The following is a 19,910-nucleotide window of genomic DNA, read 5'->3' on the forward strand; positions in this document are numbered from 1 at the left end:
TGAAATGCCGGTAACAGGGGGACTCTGGATTGCGGCGGTGCTGCCCATGGCGGTGCTGCTGGTGCTGATGGCGGTGTGCCGCTGGGGTGCCATAAAGGCCGCGCCGCTGGGCATGGCCCTGGCTGCGGTCATGGGCGCTGTGGTGTTCCGGGCGGACGGACAGCTGCTGCTGCTGGAGGGCGCCAAGGGTGTCTGGAGCGCCCTGTCGGTTCTGGCGGTTATTTTCCCCGCCATTCTGCTCTATGAGATATCCAGCAGCGCGGGAGTGTTCCGGGCATTTCAGATTGGAATGAAAAAGCTCATTCCCAACGAGCTGCTCCAGATTCTGATGATGGCCTGGGTGTTTCCCAGCTTCCTGCAGGGGATCTCAGGCTTCGGCGTGCCGGTGGCGGTGGGTGTCCCGCTCCTGATGGGAATCGGTGTGACGCCCCTCTGGGCGGTGATTCTCCCGCCCATCGGCCACTCCTGGGGAAATACATACGGGACGCTGGCCATCGCCTGGGAGGCGCTGGTCTCCTCCACGGATTTGACGGCAGATCCGGCGCTGTACGTGTGGACCGCCGTCTGGGCCACGGGATTCATCTGGCTGTGGAATCTGGCCTGCGGCTTTCTCATCTGCTTCTTTTACGGCGGACGGCGGGCCCTGAAAAAGGGCTGGCCTGCCGTACTCCTCATCTCCGCTCTTCAGGGCGGCGGGCAGATGCTGGTGGCCCAGCTGAATGCCTCCCTGGCCTGCTTCCTGCCCTGCTGCTTCGCGCTGGCAGCGGCGCTGCTCCTGGGCAGGACCAAGCGCTACCGCACACCGTGGAGCGTTCCGGACAGCAAAATTATGCGCCGGAAGGAGCCGGAGGCGGGGGAGGAGGCGGTCATGTCACTCCATCAGGCCTTTTTCCCCTACTATGTCATGACCGTCATTGCGCTCTGCGTCCTGCTGATTCCGCCCCTCAAGAGCTTCCTGTCCCAGTGGCAGATTTCCTTCTCCTTCCCGGAGACGGTGACCGGATACGGCTATGTGAACGCGGCAGTGGCGGCCTATTCCCCCATCACGCCGCTGACCCACGCGGGGCTGTTCCTGCTGATTGCCGCCGCCGCCGGCTTTGTCTACTACCGGCGGAAGGGATTTTTGAAGCGGGCGCGGCTGGGAATATGGCGGCGCACCTGGAGAAAGGCAGTGCCCTCCGGCGCGGCGATTACCTGCTTTATCGTCCTGTCCCGGCTGATGAGCGGTACCGGACAGACCGACGTGCTGGCAAAGGGCATCGCCGGAGTGCTGGGCGGGACCTATGTGCTGCTGGTACCCATGGTGGGCATGCTGGGCTCCTTTATTACCAGCAGCAATATGTCCTCCAATGTGCTCTTTGCCAGCTTCCAGATGACCACGGCGGCGCTGCTGGGCGTCAGCCAGGCCGCCTTCCTGGGTGCCCAGACGGCGGGCGGCGCCATCGGGAGCATTCTCTGCCCCGGAAATATTGTCCTGGGAACCACCACGGCGGGGGTCCTGGGGCAGGAGGGGCTTGTACTGCGGAAGCTGCTTCCCATTGCGGTTGCGGCGGCTGCGGTGCTGGGCGTGCTGCTTTGCATCGCGCTGTACATCCTCTGACCGCGCCGGAAAGGACGGGCGGTCTTACCAATACCCCAATCTACCTGATAAGGAGGAAGCCAGGTGCCTGAAAAGAGAAAGACAGTGGTGGTAGCCCTGGGCGGCAACGCCATCACCCAGACCGGACAGCGTGGAACCACCGAGGAACAGCTGGCCAATATCAGCAACTGCTGCGATTTTATCGCCGATCTGGCGGCGTGCGGATATGGCGTGGTGCTGACCCACGGAAATGGTCCCCAGGTTGGAAACCTGCTGATTCAGAATGAGTGCGGCCGGGCCAAGGTGCCGGAGAACCCCATGGATGTGTGCGTGGCCCAGACCCAGGGAAGCCTGGGCTACCTCATCGCCCAGACCCTTCAGAACCGCATCCGTGCCCGGGGCATGGACCGGGAGGTGGCGGCGATTATGACCCAGGTGGTGGTGGATCCGGAGGACCCTGCCTTCCGCAGCCCGTCCAAGCCGGTGGGTCCCTTCTTCACGGAGGAGGAGGCCAGGACCCAGGGCCACCCCATGGTGGAGGACAGCGGGCGGGGCTACCGCAGAGTGGTCCCCTCTCCCCGGCCCAAGGCACTGGCCGAGCGGGATGTGCTCAAGCTGCTGGTTGACGCGGGCGTGATTGTCATCGCCGTGGGCGGCGGCGGCATTCCGGTCACCGAGCAGCAGGGCGGCCTGCATGGCGCGGAGGCCGTGGTGGACAAGGACTTCGCCTCCGCCCTGGTGGCAAAGGAGATTGGGGCCGACAGCCTGATGCTGCTCACCGGGGTCCCCAAGGTGGCCATCCACTTCGGCACCCCGCTTCAGCAGGAGCTGGATCGGATGACCGTGGCCCAGGCGCAGCAGTATATGGCGGAGGGCCAGTTCCCCGCCGGCAGCATGGGGCCCAAGATTCAGGCCGCCATGGACTTTGTCAGCGGCGGAGGAGGAGAGGCCATCGTGACCTCCCTGGAGCTGGCCTGCGCGGCAATGGAAGGCAAAACAGGCACCAGAATTGTGGCCTGACAGGTAACGAAAGAGAAAAAACGAAACAATTTCAGGAGGTAATGAACTATGATGGATGTTGGAGTGTATCGTCTTCCCATGGCGGGCCCCGATGACGTTTCCGAGCTGGCAAAGCTGATTGACAACGGCACCATTCGCGCCGAGGAGGTGTGCGCCATCATCGCCCAGACCGAGGGTGACGGCTACGCCCGTGGCTATGCGGCCATGAACTTCGAGCTCATGCTGAGCGAGCGGCTGGGCATGAGCCGGGAGGAGGTCTCCGCCCGGATTCCCATGCTGATGATCGGCCTGACCGGCGGTCTGATGAGCCCCCACTACACGGTCTTTACCCGCCGGGAGGTGGATGCCAAGCCCACCGGTGAGAAGCGCCTGGCCCTGGGAATCAAGATCACCCGCGTGCTCAAGCCCGAGGAGTACGGCACCGCCGTCCAGGCCCGCCTGGTGGCCGAGGCTGTCCGGGAGGCCATGAAGGAGGCCGGCATCGAGCGGGTGGAGGACGTGTGCTGTGTTGAGGTAAAGTGCCCCAACCTGACCGCCGCCCGGCTGGAGGATGCCCGCAGCCGCGGAAAGAAGTGCTGCAGAACCAACTTCGCCGAGGCGGGCAGCAAGTCCAAGGGCGCCTCCGCTCTGGGCGTGGCCCTGGGCCTGGGCGAGGTGCAGGACGCCGACGTGACCGACGAGGCCGTCTGCAGCAACTGGGCGCTCTATTCCAACGTGGCCTCCACCTCCGCGGGCAACGAGCAGGTGGCCTGCAAGGTCATCGTCATGGGCAACTCCGTCAACTCGGTGAGCAAGTTCAAGATCGGCAACGGCGTGATGCAGGATACCCTGGATATTGAGGGTGCCCGTGAGGCCTTCCGCAAGGCCGGTCTCCGCTGTGAGCACGACCTGCCCGAGGAGGAGCGTCAGCGCATTGCCACCATGTTCATCAACGCCGGCGCGGACGCCATGGGCTCCATCCGCGGCCGCCGCACCACCATGAAGAGCGACTACCTGGTCGGCTATCAGGGTATCTTCGCCAAGGCGGTGATCAACGCCATTGTGGGCTCCCTGGTGGGCGACACCATGATTCTGGCCTCCGCCGGCTATGAGCACCAGGGCCCGCTGGGCGCCAACCTTGTGGCCTGCATCGCCAGAGCGGAGTGAGACTATGGAGCACCTGATCAAAAACGCGCTGGTGGACGGCCAGCTGCAGGACATCCTGGTGCGGGACGGCGTGATTGAGCACGTGGGCAAGGTTGACCGGGACGGCGACTTTGACGCGGAAGGGAACGTGACCGTGCCCGGCCTGGTGGACTGCCACCTGCATCTGGACAAGTGCCTGCTCAATGAGATGGCCCCCTACGCCGACGTTACGGGACCTGAGAAGGGCGCCATGACCAGGGAGCTGAAGGCCAACTTTACCGTGCCTGACATTACCGCCCGGGCGGAGCGGATGCTGCGCCGGGCGCTGAACGCGGGCGCGGTGGCCGTGCGTACCAATGTGGACGTGGACGGCATTGTGGGCCTGAAGGGCATGGAAGCCCTGCTGGCCCTGCGGGAGAAGTACCGCGGAACGCTGGACGTTCAGGTTACCGCCTTTGCCCAGGAGGGCATCTTTGCCGACGGAAAGACCCATGAACTCCTGCGTGAGGCGGTGGACATGGGGGCCGACCTGGTGGGCGGCCACACCATCGCCGCCGGAGAGGGCACCCGGGCCATCGACTTTGTCCTGGAGCTGGCCGCTGAGAAGGGCCTGGAGGCGGAGTTCCATCTGGATGAGTCGGGCAACCGGAAGGACTATCTGCTCCCCTACCTGACCGACCGGATGAAGGAGATGGGCATGCAGGGCAGAGTCAACGGCATCCACATGTGCACGCTGGCGGCCCTGAATGAGGAGGAGCTGGAGGACGCACTGGACCGTATGGTTCAGGTGGATCTGAAGGCCACCATTGCCCCCACCGCCATCTCCACCCGGGCGCTGGCGCCGGTGAAGCGGCTGCTCCATGCGGGCCTTCTGGTGGGCATCGGCTCGGACAATATCCGGGACTTCTTCAACCCCCTGGGCAGCGGAGACGTGAAGCAGGCGGCGTTGCTGCTGACCTATGTCCAGCGGTTCTTCACCGCGGAGCAGGTGGAAGCGGTGTTCGGCATGATCACCGGCAAGGGCGCCCAGCTGCTGGGCCTGAAGCAGTACGGCATCCGTCCCGGGTATCCCGCAAACCTCACCGTCCTGGAGGGTAAAAACAGCTATGAGGTGCTGGCGGCAGGCGCCAGACTCCGCTGGCTGATGAGAAGCGGGCAGCTCATTGCCGTGCAGTGAGGAAATGAATATGTGATGCGGTACAGCGGCGTGATTGAAAAATCGCCCTCTGTATCGTATCATGTAGAGGACAATAAAAAAGGAGGCTGTACCATGAAGAAGTATCAGGTGCTGCTGTTCGACCTGGATGATACGCTGCTGGACTTTCAGAAAAACGAGTATGAGGCGCTGGGCGCGCTGTTTCAGCGGCTGAATCACCCCCTGACAGATGAGATCCGCAGGCTCTACCACGGCATCAACCAGGACATGTGGAGGGCCTACGAGCGGGGAGAGCTGGAGCGTGAGGTACTTCTCAACACCAGGTTTGCCAGACTGTTTGAGGCCCTGGGTGAGCAGGTGGACGGCCCCATGGCCGAGGGTATCTACCGGGAAGAGCTGGGAAAGGGCGCGTTTCTCATCGACGGCGCCCTGGAGGTGTGCACAGCCCTCAGCCGCCGCTATCCCATCTGCATTGCCACCAACGGCGTGGGGCGGACCCAGCGGCAGCGCCTGACCGACTCGGGGCTGGCGCCGCTGGTGTCCCAGGTGTTTGTGTCGGAGGAGATCGGCTGCGCCAAGCCGGGCGAGCCCTTCTTCCGCTATGTGTTTGACCATCTGGAGGGGATTTCCCCCAAGAACATGCTGCTGGTGGGCGATTCCCTCAGCTCGGACATCCGGGGTGGAATCAACAGCGGCATGGACACCTGCTGGTACAACCCCAAGGGCGGGGAAAGCGGAGAGACAGCGCCCACCTATGAGATTTCCAACCTGAGAGAGCTGCTGCCCATGCTGCTGGAAGAGGCGTAACAGACCGGCAGGGCGTCAGAGCCGTGACAGACAGAGAGCGCCGCAGGCATTCAGGCCTGCGGCGCTCTTTTCATCTGCCCGCCGGGAGGGACAACCCATTGACAACCGGTGCCGCCGCGCATAAAATGGAAAAAACACACATCCGGGAGGGACCAGATATGACATTGGAAGCGCTGCGGTACGCCCTGCTGGGGGTGTCCGCCTATTGGAATATTATGGACGAGCCTCTGATGAAGGAGGTGTCCGCTCTGCTGGACGCGGTCAGCGGCGGCCGGGGCGGCGAGGCCCTGGAGCGGTATGCCGCCGTGTTCTACCGCCTGCGCCGGGAAGGGTACGGGACCCTGGGGGACTGGCTCCACGACAAGCTCCGCTATGAGGACGGGCCCTATCCCCGCCTGGTGGAGCGGGGCGGGGAGGACCGGGAGCTGACCGGCGCCGCCGAGCGGGACGTGGAGGTGCTCTGCCAGCTCTCCGGCCTGAGCGGCGGGCTGATTCTCAGCCGGATTGGCGCCCTGCTGCCTCCGGAGGCGGCCACAGTCCCCGCCAGGCTGCCCCGCTGGAGCGGTGGCGTGCCCTTTGATTTTGCCTCCCTGACCGAATTCTACCGCCGCAGCGGCGCGGGACTTTTTGCCCGCAACCGGGCCTTCCTGTGGGAGGACGGGGCCCTGCGTCCGGTGGCCGACCCGGACTGCACCGGCGGCGACGAGCTCATCGGCTATGAGAGGCAGCGGGAGCGGGTCATTGCCAACACCCGGGCCATGATGGAGGGCAATCTGGTCAACAACGTGCTGCTCTACGGCGACCCGGGCACCGGCAAGTCGGTGACGGTCAAATCCCTGCTCACGGTGCCCGGCTTTGAAGACCTGCGGCTCATTGAGGTGCGGAAGGAGGAGCTGGGAGAGCTCCACGACCTGATTCCCTCCCTGGCCGGGCGGCGGCACAAGTTCATCCTCTTCATCGATGACCTGGCCTTTGACCAGGACGACAAGACCTATTCCGTCCTCAAGACCATCCTGGAGGGCGGCCTGGAGCGCCGCCCCGCCAACGTGGCGGTGTATGCCACCTCCAACCGCCGCCACCTGGTGCGGCAGACCTTCTCCGACCGGGTGGGGGACGAGGTGGACCGTACCGAGACCATCGCGGAAAAGACCTCCCTGTCCGAGCGGTTCGGCCTGCGCATCCCCTATCTGGCGGTGGGCAAGCCGGAGTTCCTGGACATGGTGGAGCGGATGGCCGACCTGTACGGCGTCACCATGGACCGTGATACCCTCCGGGCCGAGGCGGTGAAGTTCGAAATGCACCATCCGGGCCGGACGCCCCGGACCGCCCGGCAGTTTATCGCCAGCCTGAGCATGTGACCGCCCCCAGCATTTCGAACTTCCCGCGCCCTTTGGCGCGTCCAAGCGTTTTGGGCTGTGCCCAAAACCTTGACGGCGGGGCAATTCACTTGTCCCGCCGGATTCAAATCTCTTGGGGGCCCCATGCCGGATGTATCCGGCATGGGAGATGCACCATCCCGGCCGGACGCCCCGGACTGCCCGGCAGTTCATTGCCAGCCTGAGCATGTAAGGAGAGGTGAACACAACGTGATTACCGTCCGGCAGGCGCAGATGGAGGATGCCACCGGTATTGCCATTGTCAACGCCTATACATGGAAAACCACCTATACCGGCTTGGTGCCCGACGACGTGCTGGACGGGAGAATTGACGCCGTCCGCTCCAGAGCAGAGCAATACCGGCAGGAAATCAGCCGGGGCGACAAAATCTTGGTGGCGGTGGAGGAGCATACCGTGGTGGGCTTCTGCACATATGGCCCCAGCCGGGATGTAGATTATCCCCGAGCCGGGGAGATTTACGCCCTGTATGTCCTGCAGGGCTTCCAGGGCATGGGGCTGGGACGACAGCTCTTCCGTTCCGCCGGTAAGATCCTGTTGGCCGAAGGATGGCGGAGCATGGTTATCAACTGCCTGTCTGGGAACCCATCCCTTGGCTTTTATCTGCGCATGGGTGGACAGCGCGTCAAATGTCAGCAGGCTTTGATTGGCGGAACTCAGATTGAGGAGACCATGCTTTTTTACGCTGACCTGTCCCGGTGCCTTTGAGATAGTGAACAGCATTTTTCGCGTCTCCAATGGGCAATTTGTAAATTTTCTTTGAACCCCCTTGAAAATTACCACACGAAGGACTATCATAGCGTTAGCACTCGGGAGCGTTGAGTGCTAACGCTATGTTGTTAATCATAATCTTTTCATATACGGAGGCAGTTACCATGGAAAAGAAGCAGTTTCAGGCGGAATCCAAGCGCCTGCTGGACCTGATGATCAACTCGATCTACACCCACAAGGAGATTTTCCTCCGTGAGATCATCTCCAACGCCAGCGATGCCATCGACAAGCTGGCCTACAAGGCCCTCACCGACGACCAGGTGGGCCTGAACCGGTCCGACTTCAAGATCGTCCTCACCCCCGACCAGATTGCCCGCACCCTGACCATCAGCGACAACGGCATCGGCATGACCAAGGAGGAGCTGGAGGAGAACCTGGGCACCATCGCCCGCAGCGGCTCCCTCCAGTTCAAGAAGGAGATGGACCAGGACAAGAAGGCCGACGTGGACATCATCGGCCAGTTCGGCGTGGGCTTCTACTCCGCCTTCATGGTGGCAGACAAGGTCACCGTCACCAGCAAGGCCTACGGCTCTGACCAGGCCTGGCGCTGGGAGAGCGAGGGCGCGGAGGGGTACACCATTGAGCCCGCGGAGAAGACTGGCGCGGGCACTGACATTGTGCTCCACATCAAGGCGGACACTGAGGACGAGAAGTACGGAGAGTACCTGGAGCAGTACCGCCTGGACGACCTGGTGAAGAAGTACTCCGACTATATCCACTACCCCATCCAGATGCTCATGCACAAGTCCCGCCAGAAGCCCCGTCCCGCCGACGCCGGCGAGGACTACAAGCCCGAGTGGGAGGACTATGACCAGTGGGAGACCCTCAACTCCATGGTGCCCCTGTGGCAGCGGCCCAAGAGCGAGGTGACCGCTGAGGAGTACAACGCCTTTTATAAGGAGCACTACGGCGACTGGGAGGATCCCCTGGCCGTGGTCCACGTCCACGGCGAGGGCCAGGTGGAGTACAAGGCTATGCTCTACATCCCCGGCCACGCCCCCTATGACTTCTACACCCGCGAGTACGAGAAGGGCCTTCAGCTCTACTCCTCCGGCGTGCTCATCATGGACAAGTGCGCCGATCTGCTGCCCGACCACTTCCGCTTTGTCCGGGGCGTGGTGGATTCCGCCGACTTCTCCCTCAACATCTCCCGCGAGGTGCTCCAGCACACCCGGGTGCTGAAGATCATCGCCACAAACCTGGAGAAGAAGATCAAGGCCGAACTGCTCAGGCTCCAGAAGGACGACCGGGCCAAATATGAGACCTTCTGGTCTGCCTTTGGCCGCCAGATCAAGTACGGCGTACTGGAGGACTACGGCGTCCACAAGGACATGCTCAAGGACCTGCTTCTGTTCCACTCCTCCAGGGACGGCAAACTGACCACTCTGGCCGAGTACCGCCAGCGGATGGCCGAGGACCAGCAGTATGTCTACTACGCCTGCGGCGAGAGCGTGGACCAGATCGCCCGCCTGCCCCAGACCGAGCGGATTCTGGACAAGGGCTATGAGATCCTCTACCTGACCGAGGAGCCCGATGAATTCATCATGAACGCCCTGGGCGCCTGGGATGAGAAGTCCTTCAAGCCGGTGACTGACGAGGACGCCCTGCCTCAGACCGACGAGGAGAAGGCCGCTGCCGAGAAGAAGGCGGAGGAGAGCAAGGACGTGCTCACCTTCGTGAAGGAGACCCTGGGCGACAAGATCAAGGAGGCCCGGGTATCCAAGATTCTGAAGTCGGGCGCGGTGTGCCTCACCGCTGACGGCCCGGTGACCATTGAGATGGAGAAGTACTTCTCCCGCATGGACCCGGAGCGGGCCCAGGGCATGAAGGCCCAGCGGGTGCTGGAGCTCAACCCGGATTCCGGCGCCTTCGCCGCCCTGCGGGAGGCGGTGGACACCGACCCGGAGAAGGCCAGGAAGTACGCCGAGCTGCTCTACGACCAGGCACTGCTCATCGCCGGCCTGCCCCTGGAGGATCCGGCCGCCTACACCGAGCTGGTGTGCAGCCTGATGAAGTAAAACGAAAAACAGAACGCCGCCCCGGCGCCATATGGCGCCGGGGCGGCGTTCTTTCTGTGTAATTAACCCTCGTAGGGCTTATCCGTCTCGATATAGACGCCCAGCTCCGCGCTCCAGCTCACATTAAAGCCCAGAGCCTGGCCCAGATCCCGCAGCTTGTAGTAGGTGTACCCGCCGCCGGCATCGTCGGTGAGCAGGATGGCATCCAGCGCGGCGGCAGAGCCGTTTACATTGGTGGCGGCAGTGGAGTCCTGATAGCTCCGGTTGCCGCTGAAGGGGGTGGACATCTCAGAGCCGTTGGCAGTGTAGGCCTGGCCGGTGACCAGATTCACCGCGCCGTCCCAGCCCACGTTGAACTGAGCGGCGGTGCCGTTGAGGGCATATGCCACGTCGCGCACCTTCACATAGTTGGTGTCGTTGCCCTTCTCGTCCTTGAGGGCGTACATCTGGAACTCCACGGCCACGCCGTCCACCTTCACCGACTGGGTGGAGGCATAGGCAGTCTTGGCGGGGGTAGGGGGCGTGACGCCGCCGCCGGTCCAGACGGCATAGGTTACGTATTCGCCGGCGCTGTCATAAATGCTGGTCAGGGTGCCCCAGTCAAAGGTCTCCTGCTTGAGCTGAAGAGGCTTGCCGTACTGGTCCTTGAACTGGGAGACAAGGGAGCTGGCCGCGGCCGTATCGTCCATATACACCCGGAAGCCCTCAAAGGCGGGCTCATCCCGCTCCACCAGGATGCTGCCGCTGTTCAGGGTATAGCTGTCGTTTACAGTCAGGCCGGTGGTGGTGATGGAGCCGCCGGAGAGGGTCAGCTTGAAGCAGGAGAAATAGGTGGCGGTGATAGCGGCGTCAGTCAGCGTCAGGTCGCCCAGCGTGAGCTGGTGGCAGGAGAGACTGCCCCCGCCCTGGATGGTCACCATGGGCTGGTCCTCCAGGGTCTTGCCCATCTTATAGATGGAATCCATGGTATTGACGCTGTTGCTCGTGCCGCTGGTCAGCACAAAGGTAAAGGGCTTGTCCAGATTACACAGCTGGAAATAGCCGCTGTCGCCATAGGGATTGTCGGGGGTTGCGATATTAAGCCCGTTAAAGGTCATGGTGTAGTCGCCGTCATAGCTCCAGCCGGCGCCGCTGGCAGGGGCATCATAAGAGTAAAAGGTCTCGCCGAAGCGGAAGCCCACCCGGGTCTCGCCCATGGCGTCAGCCAGAGCAGGGGCGGCCAGGCCCAGGGCCAGAGCCATGGCCAGAAACAGGGACAGAAATTTTTTCTTCATAAAAGTACCTCCCATTCCCATATCCTGCAGAGTGTGAGCCATCTCACAGGATATAATTTCTTATATTTTATATTTTTTCCAAATTCGAATCAATAACATAAGTTAACAGAAGGGCTGCATACGGAACAGGAGAGAAAAAGAAGCAAAGAGATTGACAAATAATTATCAAAGGAATATACTGCTTTTGGCTCCGCACTGCGGGAAAGCGGGGCGTAATATGAAATACGGGAGAGCTGACATATGGCCAACATCATCATTGCGCCGGGAAAGTACATTCAGGGTCAGGGCGAGCTGAGCAATATCGGCACCTACACCCGTCCTCTGGGCGAACATGCCTTCGTGCTCATCAGCAAGTCCGGCTACCAGCGTGTGGGCGGACAGGTGGAGGAGAGCTTCAGGACCGCGGGCTGCACCGTCCACTTTGAGTATTTTAACGGCGAGTGCTCCAAGAACGAGATCAACCGCCTGAAGAGCCAGCTGGATGAGCTGGGCGCCACCGTGGTGGTGGGCATCGGCGGCGGCAAGATCCACGACACCTCCAAGGCCGTGGCCCACTACGCCGGCAAGCCTGTGGTCATCGTGCCCACCATCGCGGGCACCGACGCCCCCTGCTCCGCCCTGTCCGTGATTTACAGCGACGAGGGTGTCTTTGAGGAGTACCTGTGGCTGCCCGCCAACCCCAACGTGGTGCTGGTGGACACCGACGTGGTGAGCAAGGCCCCCGCCCGTCTGCTGGTGTCCGGCATGGGCGACGCCCTGGCCACCTACTTCGAGGCCCAGGCCACCGCGGACTCCAACGCCTCCACCTGCGCCGGCGGCAAGATCACCAACGCCGCCCTGGTGCTGGCCCGCGCCTGCTACGAGACCCTGCTGTCCGACGGCCTGAAGGCCAAGCTGGCCGTGGAGAACCACGTGTGCACCAAGGCCGTGGAGAACATCATCGAGGCCAACACCTACCTCTCCGGCATCGGCTTTGAGTCCGGCGGCCTGGCCGGCGCCCACGCCATCCACAACGGCTTCACCGTGGCCCCCGAGACCCACAGCCTCTATCACGGCGAGAAGGTGGCCTTCGGCACCCTGGTGCAGCTGGTGCTCCAGAACGCCGATATGGAGCAGATCGAAGAGGTACTGGACTTCTGCATGAGCGTGGGTCTGCCCACCACCCTGGCCGATCTGGGCCTGGCCGACGCCGACCCCAAGGTGATCCGCGCCGTGGCCGAGGCCGCCTCCGTGCCCGGCGAGACCATCCACAACATGCCCATGGAGGTCACCGCCGACAAGGTGTACGCCGCTATCCTCACCGCCGACGCCCTGGGCCGTCAGTACAAGTAAAAAACAGAAAAGCAATAGTACAGCAGGCCTGGATTCCCATATGGGAATCCAGGCCTGCTGTTTTGAAAACAGAGCGGCCCAGCCGGAATATCCGGCAGGGCCGCAGAGAAGAATCGGGCAGATTAGGTGCCGCTGTAAGGCTTGGTGGTGTCGATCACAATGGCGCCCTTGGCGCTGTCCCAGGTGACCTCAAAGCCCAGATACTTGCCCAGATCGCGGACCTTGAAGTAGGTGTGACCGCTGTTGGAGGAGTCGGTGAGGGTGATGGCGTCAAAGCTGGTCTTCTCACCGTCCACCAGCACAGTGGCGGGATTGGACTGATAGGGCTGGTTGCCGGAGAAGGTGGCGGCCATCTCGGAGCCGTTGGCGGTGGTGTAGGGGGTCTTGGTCTGGAGGACGATGCTGCCGGCAGCGCCGTCCCAATCCACATTGAACTGGGCCTGGCTGCCGTTGAGGATGTAGGCCACGTCGCGGACCTTCAGATAGTTGGTGTCGTTGCCCTTCTCATCCTTCAGGGCGTAGGCCTTGAACTCCACAGGCTTGCCGTCCACCAGGATGGAGTAGGTGGTGGCATAGGCCACCTTGGGCGCGTTGGTGCTGGAGGGGGCGTCGGGGTTGGCGAAGCTGCCCTGATCCAGCCGGCCGAAGCCATACAGGCCGGTGGCGTTGTCGCGGTAGACAAAGCGGCCGTCAGAGGTAATGTTGGAGGCCAGAACAGGCAGGCTGCCCAGAGACTCGCCGGTGGTGTAGTCCACGTAGTAGGTGGAGTAGCCGCTGGCAGTCTTGACGCGGAAGGGCAGGACATAGCCCTCATAGCCGTCGTAGGAGGACATCAGAGCGTTATACCAGCCGGAATTATAGTCAAAATCGTTGTAGTCGTTGTAGACGTACAGCTCTTCCAGGGACTGGGGGATAATCTCCTCGTTCTTCACGTTGATGACCTTGGAGCCGCCGTTGTCATCCACGGCCTCGATGAAGTCGCGGCAGTAGACGCGCAGCTGGCTGTAGGACAGGGGGACCACAAACTTGCCGGAGCCGTCAGCAATGCCGTAGTGGGTGCCGTCACAGGCACGGAAGTAACCGTCGCCCAGAATCTTCAGCTCGGTGTACTTGGCGTCCAGAATCTTCTGGCCGTCGGCGGTGTACATGCCCCAGATATAGGACCACTCGTCCTCGGTGCTCTGGTTGCCCACGATTACCTTGGTAAGATCGTTGGCGCTGGTCAGGGTATCGAACTGGTTGGGGATCACGACCTTGCCGGTCTCGTCCATGGTGCCGTACTTCTCGCCGTCCAGAGTGAAGGCCAGGTCGCGGAAGTAGGTCTCGGTGGTGACCTCACGGTCATTCCAGGTCTTGATCTCCTTGCCGGTCAGGTCGTAGAGCTTGGAGACGCAGCTGGTGGGGTTGCCGTTGCTGTCCATGGTCCAGGTGCTCACAGCAATTTTGCCGTTGGGGCTGACGCCGCCGATGTAGGAATAGCTGCCCATGGGGATGATGACCTTGCCGGTGCCGTCGATGACGCAGGACTGGTTGGAGTCATACTTCTCGCCGGCGATATAGGGCATACCGTTGGAGACACCCAGAAGGCGCAGGTAGTCGTACTGCCCGGCGGGCACCACAACCTTAAAGCTGCTGTCCAGCAGGGCGGAACCATTCTCCCAGCTGTAACCCTCGTAATAGCCGGGGGCCAGCTCGGTCACCCAGTCATAGCCTGCGACCTGGATGCCGCTGTCGGTGCTCTCACCGTAATAGGCGCTCTCGGTGGAGGGCTTCATATCGGCGGTGTAATAGACGGCGTCGCCGCTGCTGGGGTAGATGCAGATGGTCTTGTTCTGCATGGAGATGTAGTTCTTGCCCATGGGATAGACCATCTTACCGGTGCTGTCCATAATGCCCTGCTCCTCCTCGGTGTAGGAGAAGCCCCACTGGTCGGTCGCCTCATGGCTCTTGGTGGCGATGAAGTAGCCGCCGCCGGTGGCATCCAGCCGGCTGTACTAGAAATCCACCTTCACGTTGCCGGCTGCGTCGATGAGGCCGTACTGGTTCTGAGCATTGGCAGCGGCGGTCACGCCGTTCTGGAACATGAGCATGCGGGAGTAAGCGGTGGTGGCGATGTCATAGAAGCTGGCCTTCTCATAAGTAGCGGAGAGTTCAGCGGCAGCTGCGCCGGGGAGCAGGGTGGTGAAGAGCATGACCACCAGCAAAAGAGCGGAGAGCAGTTTTTTGTTCCAACGCATTTCTTCAATACCTCTCTTCTATGTCTTGCAGTTTTATAAGAAGCGCGGGACGGAAAGAAAAATCGGGCCGGTCCACAATCTTATGGGCCAGAGGGCTCGTTCGCTGATACACCTCCTCCAAAAGCTGTTGTGTCTGTTCCGCCAGCGTCTTATACAAAGCGATTTCCTCCGGCGCCTCCTGACAGGCGTTCTCCAGAAGGGTAGCCATTTCTTCATATACCTCAGGGCGGTAGGGATTGAGGCGCAGATACTGATATCGGTACTCTGCCATGGCCGGATAGTCGGCCTGGGCAGCGGCCTGGGCGAATTTGCAGTCCCAGGCCAGCATGGAGGTATCGGTCCCAGCCAGGATGCGGTCGGCAACAGCACCTGCCTCATCCAGATTTTCACAGTGCTGAAGACGGTTTTCCGCCAGCGAGAGATCAAACGGCCAGAGGGCATAGGCCGTGCCGCTGCTGCCGAAGAAGGAGAAGCCATAGGGCAGAGTAAAAAAGGCGAACACTGCAGCCAGCACACTGCCGGCAGCCCATACCGCGCCCTTTCCGGGCCGGAGGGCCCGGCTCTCTGTGCCCAGACCGCACAGGAGAAGCAGACAGAGTACGGCAAAAAACTGAAAATCGAAATCAATGAATGCGTGGAGTCCCAGCAGAGCGGCAGTCAGACGCTCACGCAGGGGGGCGCCCCGGCGGAATACAACGGCGCACACCAGGGCTGCCATCAGCACACCGGACAGAACTCCGCCGTCCAGCGCGGCTTGAAGATATTCGTTGTGGATGGATTTGAGAATGTAGGGGCCGGTCTGAACCAGCGGCTGGAGGTAAAGATATCCGCCCCGGCCGATACCCAGAGGATGTGCCGACAGTATGCGCAGTCCGTCCAGATAATAGAGCAGGCGGCCGTTGAGACTGGAGGAATCCAGTGTAATGGCTGCCAGACGCCGCAGCACCAGTCCGCCGCTGAACACAACGGCCAGCACACCCAGCACCGCCAGCGCCCCCACGCCCAGCAGGACGGGGCGTATCTGCCGCTTTACTACCAGAGCACGGATGGCCAGAAAAAGACCGGCCGCCAGCAGCAGCAAAAAGACGCCACGGGAGCCGGTGAGAAAAATGCACAGCAGCAGAGCCGCCATAGCTGGCCAATCCATAGGGCGCCGCGACTTCAGGAGAAGGAGCACCAGACAGGCCAGAAGGAATAAGGCGTAGGTATTGGCATACTGGAAGAAGCCGTCAATCCGGCCGTTGGCGTCCGTTCCGCCGGTGAACCGGGTGGCCGCGAAGAGGAAGACCGACACTGCAGCCATAACCGCGCCCAGCATAGCGGTGCTGTCCAGAATCAGCGCCCGCTCCTCTTGGGTATAGGTGGCGGCATACAGGTAAAAGAGCAGGGCTGCCAGCCAGCGCAGCGCGCCTGTCAGCGCCATGCCCGGACTGATGGCCGCAGGCAGGGTGACCAGCGAACACAGAAACAACCCGGCCAGAAGCCAGGGAATGGGACCCCTGGGCAGGGTCAGCGCGCCTGCCCGGTGAATGGAGAAGGCCAGAAGCACCGCCAGAAGCGCGGCGGCTGCAAAGACCATGGCGTCGTAGTATCCGCCAAAAAGCAGCAGCAGCGCTGCGAGCAGGAAAAAGAGAGGCGTATTGGTTCGGGGGCCGGGAGCCCGGCAGGTCCGTGCGGCTTTTTTGCCGTTATGTCCTCCCGCCATCAGTGCTCGCCTCCAAATACCAGATCCAGCAGGTCCTGCGTCTCGGCAAAGCGCCGGGTCTCGCTTACACTGTCCAGCAGGACAATGTAGCAGGCCTCCTCGCCCTCACGGGCGTAGGTGACCAGATTGTTTCCGCCGATGCGGGTGGTGCCTGTCTTGAGGCCCAGCACCCGGGGATCAGAGCCTACCAGCCGGTTTAGGTTCTGAAATGCCAGTCCGTCAATCTCCATCTCAGCCTGGGCGGAGTAGTCCAGATACTCCGGATGGTCCTCCACAAGACGCCGGGCCAGACGCCCCAGATCCCGGGCAGTCATATAGTGGTCAGCAGCGTCCAGACCGGTAGCATTCACAAAATGGGAGCCCTTCATGCCCAGCGTTCCGGCAGCCTCATTCATCCTTGCCACGAAGTCCGCCTCGGTGCCTGCGGATAAGGTAACCAGGGCCTGGATGCAGTCACAGCCGCTGTTGAGAATGGCGCCTGCCAGAAGCTGTTCTACTGTCGCGACCTGTCCCGGGCGCAGGCCGTACTTGGAGCCGGGAGTGTTGGCCATATCGGGGGTTATGGCTATGGTGTCGTCCAGGTGCAAAGTCCCGGACTCCAGATCATCAAAAATTAAATAGAGAGTGAGCATTTTGGTCAGGCTGGAGGGAGAGCGGGGGACGTCTGCATCCAGCTCGGCCATGGTGCCGCCATGTTCGTCCAGAACCAGAACGCTGGTGGCAGTCAGCGTTTCAGGCAGCTGAATATGTCTCTGCCATGGCCTGACCGCAGCCAGTACTGCTGCAGCCGCACACAGGCAGACCAGAAGCGCGGCTACGCCCCATTTCCATGCGGCAGCCGGGTGGGAATGTCTGCCTTTCCGGCTGGGAGTGCACATATTCTTCTTTCCGGATTTGGAGGCGCCCATGGAAATGCTCCCTTTCATATCATACAGAATCAGCTCTGTCTGTCTGAGAAAATGGAGACAACAGATATATTTCAGAGAAATATTTCGTGTCGAGGAATATAATAGCAGACATTTCCCGGGAAGGCAATAAAATGTAACAAAAATTTTTGAGAAAATAAGCGAGAACAGGAAAATCAAACCATAGCATGAGGATAAAAAACGCGGGTGCTCAGACCACGGCGTCATCGGTGTCGGGCAGGGGGCGGCGGCGGGGATTCACCGGGCCCCACTCGGGGAGGGGGAGCCGCTGCATGGCCCCCAGTACCCGCTGCTTCAGGCCGGGGTACTGCTTGTCCAGGCTGCGGACCAGTTCCTTAATCTCCTGCCGCTTGGTGAAGCCGTCGGCGGGGCAGGGATTGTGGACCACCGGATACCCCTCTTTGGCGGCGATGGTGCGGATGCTGGCCTCGCTTAAATAGAGGAGGGGGCGGATCTGCACAATGTCGGTCCGGTCCAGATAGGTCACCGGCTGGAAGCAGGAGATGCGGCCCTCGTAGAAGAGGGAGAGGAAGAAGGTCTCCACCGCGTCATCAAAGTGGTGGCCCAGGGCGATCTTGTGGATGCCGTGGTCCATGAGGGCGTTGTGGAGGGCGCCCCGGCGCATCTTGGCGCACATGGAGCAGGGGTTCTTCTCCTTCCGCAGGTCAAAGATGATGTGGTGAATCTCGGAGGGGAGGATGGTGTAGGGGACGTCCAGCTCTTTGCAGAACTCTGCCACCGGCGTAAAGTCCATGCCTTCGCCGCCGTCCACGTGGCCCATGTCCAGGGTGAAGGCCTCCACAGTGAAGGGCACGGGGTAGAAGGTACGCAGACCGGCCAGGCCGGCCAGAAGGGTAATGGAGTCCTTTCCGCCGGACACGCCCACGGCGATCCGGTCGCCGGGCTTGATCATGTCGTAGTCCTCCACACAGCGGCGGACATAGCTCAGGAGCTTGGTGTTCATAGGGAAACCTCACTTTTTCGCAAAAATAAATTGAAAAATGAAAATTAGAACGAGAGAGTATAAGAGAGAAAACAAGAGAAAAACGGAGATTTCATATTTGTAAATTAAAAACATGAAAAAAGCCGTTGACAGTTTGAAACGAGTGCATTATAATACAAAACGCTCCACTTGTACAGGTGGAGCTTTGATTCTGTTAAATCCAGATTTGGAAGATATAAAAGCAATGGAGGTTTCACCTATGTCCACTTTTATGGCCAACAAGGGAAACATCGTCCGCAAGTGGTACATCCTCGATGCGGCCGGTAAGCCCCTGGGCAAGACCGCTGCCACCGCCGCCACCCTGCTGCGCGGCAAGCACAAGCCCGAGTACACTCCCCACGCTGACTGCGGCGACTTCGTGGTCATCGTCAACGCCGAGAAGGCTGTCCTGACCGGCAAGAAGGGCGAGCAGAAGTACTACCGCACTCACTCCGGTTATCCCGGCGGCCTCAAGGAGACCAAGTATCGCATCCTGATGCAGGAGAAGCCCGAGCTGGCCATGAAGGTGGCCATCCGCGGCATGATGCCCCGCAACATCGTCACCAAGGACTCTCTGACCCGGCTTCACATCTATCGCGGCGCTGAGCACAACCAGGCCGCTCAGAAGCCCGAGGCCTGGACCGCGGAATAAGGAGGAAAACTGAACTATGTATAAGAGCAAGAAGCCTTATCTCTACGGCACCGGCCGCCGGAAGTCCTCCGTGGCCCGTGTGCACCTGTTCCCCAACGGCACCGGCGCCATCACCATCAACGGCCGTGACATCGACGATTACTTCGGCCTGGACACCCTGAAGATGGTGGTCCGTCAGCCCCTGAACACCACCGGCACCGTCGGCAAGGTGGACATCGTTGCCACCGTCGTGGGCGGCGGCGTGACCGGCCAGGCCGGCGCCATCCGTCACGGCATTGCCCGCGCCCTCCTGAACGTGGACCCCGAGTTCCGTCCCGCTCTGAAGGCCGCCGGCTTCCTGACCCGCGATCCTCGTATGAAGGAGCGTAAGAAGTACGGCCTGAAAGCCGCGCGGCGTGCTCCTCAGTTCTCCAAGCGCTAAAATGTTTCAAATTATCCCGGAAAACCTCGGTTTTCCGGGATTTTTCTATCTAATTGTTCTAAACTTGTTTTTTGCCATTCGCATTCCGTCGTTGCAACGTGGTACTATATATAGTTCATTAGACTAATTTTGGACACAATATATAGGGTTATTTAGAGGTTACAAAACTTAATTTTCACGTTTGAGGTTACAAAAGAGGTTACGAGCGCCCTCCCAAAATGGTGGTAAGCAGGCGGAGTTTCTTGGATAAGGATACAGTATTTTCGAATGTAATAGAACAGCACGCGTGGCAAGACTTCTGCCGCGCGTGCTGTCTTCTGATATGATGGCTATTGGCGCTGCCGCTCACGGGCCACAGGCTCCAGCTGTCATCTACTCCAATGTCATGCTTGGGATAGGTCATTGTGTCATTGACATAGAGGCTATACACGCCCAAAAACGCAGTATCCGGCACAAGCTACGTCTTGCTGCGGTTCGTACCGTTCAAGGTAACATCCGGGCCGCCAGTCAC

At 61.0% G+C, this 19,910-nt stretch carries 17 protein-coding genes; 11 read left to right on the forward strand and 6 right to left on the reverse strand.

From position 1 onward, the window contains the following. The first annotated feature begins 4 nt into the window (after positions 1–4). The 8 genes from ACOX7T_RS11795 to htpG all read left to right on the forward strand — a co-directional run bounded on the left by ACOX7T_RS11795 (position 5) and on the right by htpG (position 9,870). A complete protein-coding gene (locus tag ACOX7T_RS11795; RefSeq protein ID WP_433442964.1) occupies positions 5–1,600 on the forward strand; it encodes an L-lactate permease in 1,596 nt (531 codons plus the stop codon). Between the two features lie 63 nt (positions 1,601–1,663). Continuing rightward, positions 1,664–2,599, forward strand: coding sequence for a carbamate kinase (gene arcC / locus ACOX7T_RS11800; protein ID WP_433442967.1), 936 nt, complete (start codon positions 1,664–1,666; stop codon positions 2,597–2,599). 48 nt (positions 2,600–2,647) lie between these two features. Next, the gene (locus ACOX7T_RS11805; RefSeq protein WP_433442970.1) at positions 2,648–3,745 is read left to right on the forward strand and encodes a ring-opening amidohydrolase; all 1,098 of its coding nucleotides are present in this window, start codon (positions 2,648–2,650) and stop codon (positions 3,743–3,745) included. Between the two features lie 4 nt (positions 3,746–3,749). Then, positions 3,750–4,901 carry an amidohydrolase family protein gene (locus tag ACOX7T_RS11810; RefSeq protein WP_433442972.1) on the forward strand — a complete coding sequence of 384 codons (1,152 nt, stop codon included), beginning with the start codon at positions 3,750–3,752 and terminating at the stop codon, positions 4,899–4,901. A gap of 93 nt (positions 4,902–4,994) precedes the next feature. Beyond that, positions 4,995–5,687, forward strand: a complete 693-nt coding sequence (locus tag ACOX7T_RS11815) for a YjjG family noncanonical pyrimidine nucleotidase (RefSeq protein WP_433442975.1) — start codon at positions 4,995–4,997, stop codon at positions 5,685–5,687. A 158-nt stretch (positions 5,688–5,845) separates the two neighbouring features. After that, a complete protein-coding gene (locus tag ACOX7T_RS11820) occupies positions 5,846–7,045 on the forward strand; it encodes an ATP-binding protein (protein WP_433442978.1) in 1,200 nt (399 codons plus the stop codon). Between the two features lie 228 nt (positions 7,046–7,273). Next, positions 7,274–7,789: an N-acetyltransferase family protein gene (locus ACOX7T_RS11825; protein ID WP_433442981.1), complete on the forward strand. Its 516-nt coding sequence runs from the start codon at positions 7,274–7,276 to the stop codon at positions 7,787–7,789. 167 nt (positions 7,790–7,956) lie between these two features. Further along, positions 7,957–9,870, forward strand: coding sequence for a molecular chaperone HtpG (gene htpG, locus ACOX7T_RS11830; protein WP_433442983.1), 1,914 nt, complete (start codon positions 7,957–7,959; stop codon positions 9,868–9,870). Between the two features lie 62 nt (positions 9,871–9,932). Here htpG and ACOX7T_RS11835 read toward each other — a convergent pair whose 3' ends face one another. Then, entirely contained in the window at positions 9,933–11,144 is a 1,212-nt protein-coding gene (locus ACOX7T_RS11835) for a hypothetical protein (RefSeq protein ID WP_433442986.1), read from the reverse strand. Between the two features lie 240 nt (positions 11,145–11,384). On the opposite strand from ACOX7T_RS11835, the gene ACOX7T_RS11840 reads away from it, so the two are divergent. Then, positions 11,385–12,476, forward strand: a complete 1,092-nt coding sequence (locus ACOX7T_RS11840; RefSeq protein ID WP_433442989.1) for a glycerol dehydrogenase — start codon at positions 11,385–11,387, stop codon at positions 12,474–12,476. A 122-nt stretch (positions 12,477–12,598) separates the two neighbouring features. Here the strand turns inward: ACOX7T_RS11840 and ACOX7T_RS11845 are convergent, their stop codons facing one another. The 5 genes from ACOX7T_RS11845 to ACOX7T_RS11865 all read right to left on the reverse strand — a co-directional run bounded on the left by ACOX7T_RS11845 (position 12,599) and on the right by ACOX7T_RS11865 (position 18,308). Next, complete coding sequence (locus tag ACOX7T_RS11845; RefSeq protein WP_433442992.1) at positions 12,599–14,365, reverse strand: WG repeat-containing protein; 1,767 nt, start codon at positions 14,363–14,365, stop codon at positions 12,599–12,601. Positions 14,366–14,470: 105 nt separating this feature from the next. Beyond that, positions 14,471–14,713 carry a hypothetical protein gene (locus ACOX7T_RS11850; protein WP_433442994.1) on the reverse strand — a complete coding sequence of 81 codons (243 nt, stop codon included), beginning with the start codon at positions 14,711–14,713 and terminating at the stop codon, positions 14,471–14,473. Between the two features lie 4 nt (positions 14,714–14,717). Beyond that, complete coding sequence (locus ACOX7T_RS11855; RefSeq protein ID WP_433442997.1) at positions 14,718–16,418, reverse strand: O-antigen ligase family protein; 1,701 nt, start codon at positions 16,416–16,418, stop codon at positions 14,718–14,720. After that, the gene (locus ACOX7T_RS11860; RefSeq protein WP_433443000.1) at positions 16,418–17,326 is read right to left on the reverse strand and encodes a D-alanyl-D-alanine carboxypeptidase family protein; all 909 of its coding nucleotides are present in this window, start codon (positions 17,324–17,326) and stop codon (positions 16,418–16,420) included. The genes ACOX7T_RS11855 and ACOX7T_RS11860 overlap by 1 nt, the downstream gene beginning before the upstream one ends. A 208-nt stretch (positions 17,327–17,534) precedes the next feature. Continuing rightward, a complete protein-coding gene (locus tag ACOX7T_RS11865; protein WP_433443003.1) occupies positions 17,535–18,308 on the reverse strand; it encodes a tRNA lysidine(34) synthetase in 774 nt (257 codons plus the stop codon). Positions 18,309–18,546: 238 nt separating this feature from the next. On the opposite strand from ACOX7T_RS11865, the gene rplM reads away from it, so the two are divergent. Beyond that, positions 18,547–18,978 carry a 50S ribosomal protein L13 gene (gene rplM / locus ACOX7T_RS11870; protein WP_433443006.1) on the forward strand — a complete coding sequence of 144 codons (432 nt, stop codon included), beginning with the start codon at positions 18,547–18,549 and terminating at the stop codon, positions 18,976–18,978. A 16-nt stretch (positions 18,979–18,994) separates the two neighbouring features. Continuing rightward, positions 18,995–19,399, forward strand: coding sequence for a 30S ribosomal protein S9 (rpsI, locus tag ACOX7T_RS11875; protein WP_006570737.1), 405 nt, complete (start codon positions 18,995–18,997; stop codon positions 19,397–19,399). Positions 19,400–19,910 lie beyond the last annotated feature (511 nt).

The organism is Pseudoflavonifractor sp., assembly GCF_050943825.1.
Classification (GTDB): Bacteria; Bacillota; Clostridia; order Oscillospirales; family Oscillospiraceae; genus Pseudoflavonifractor.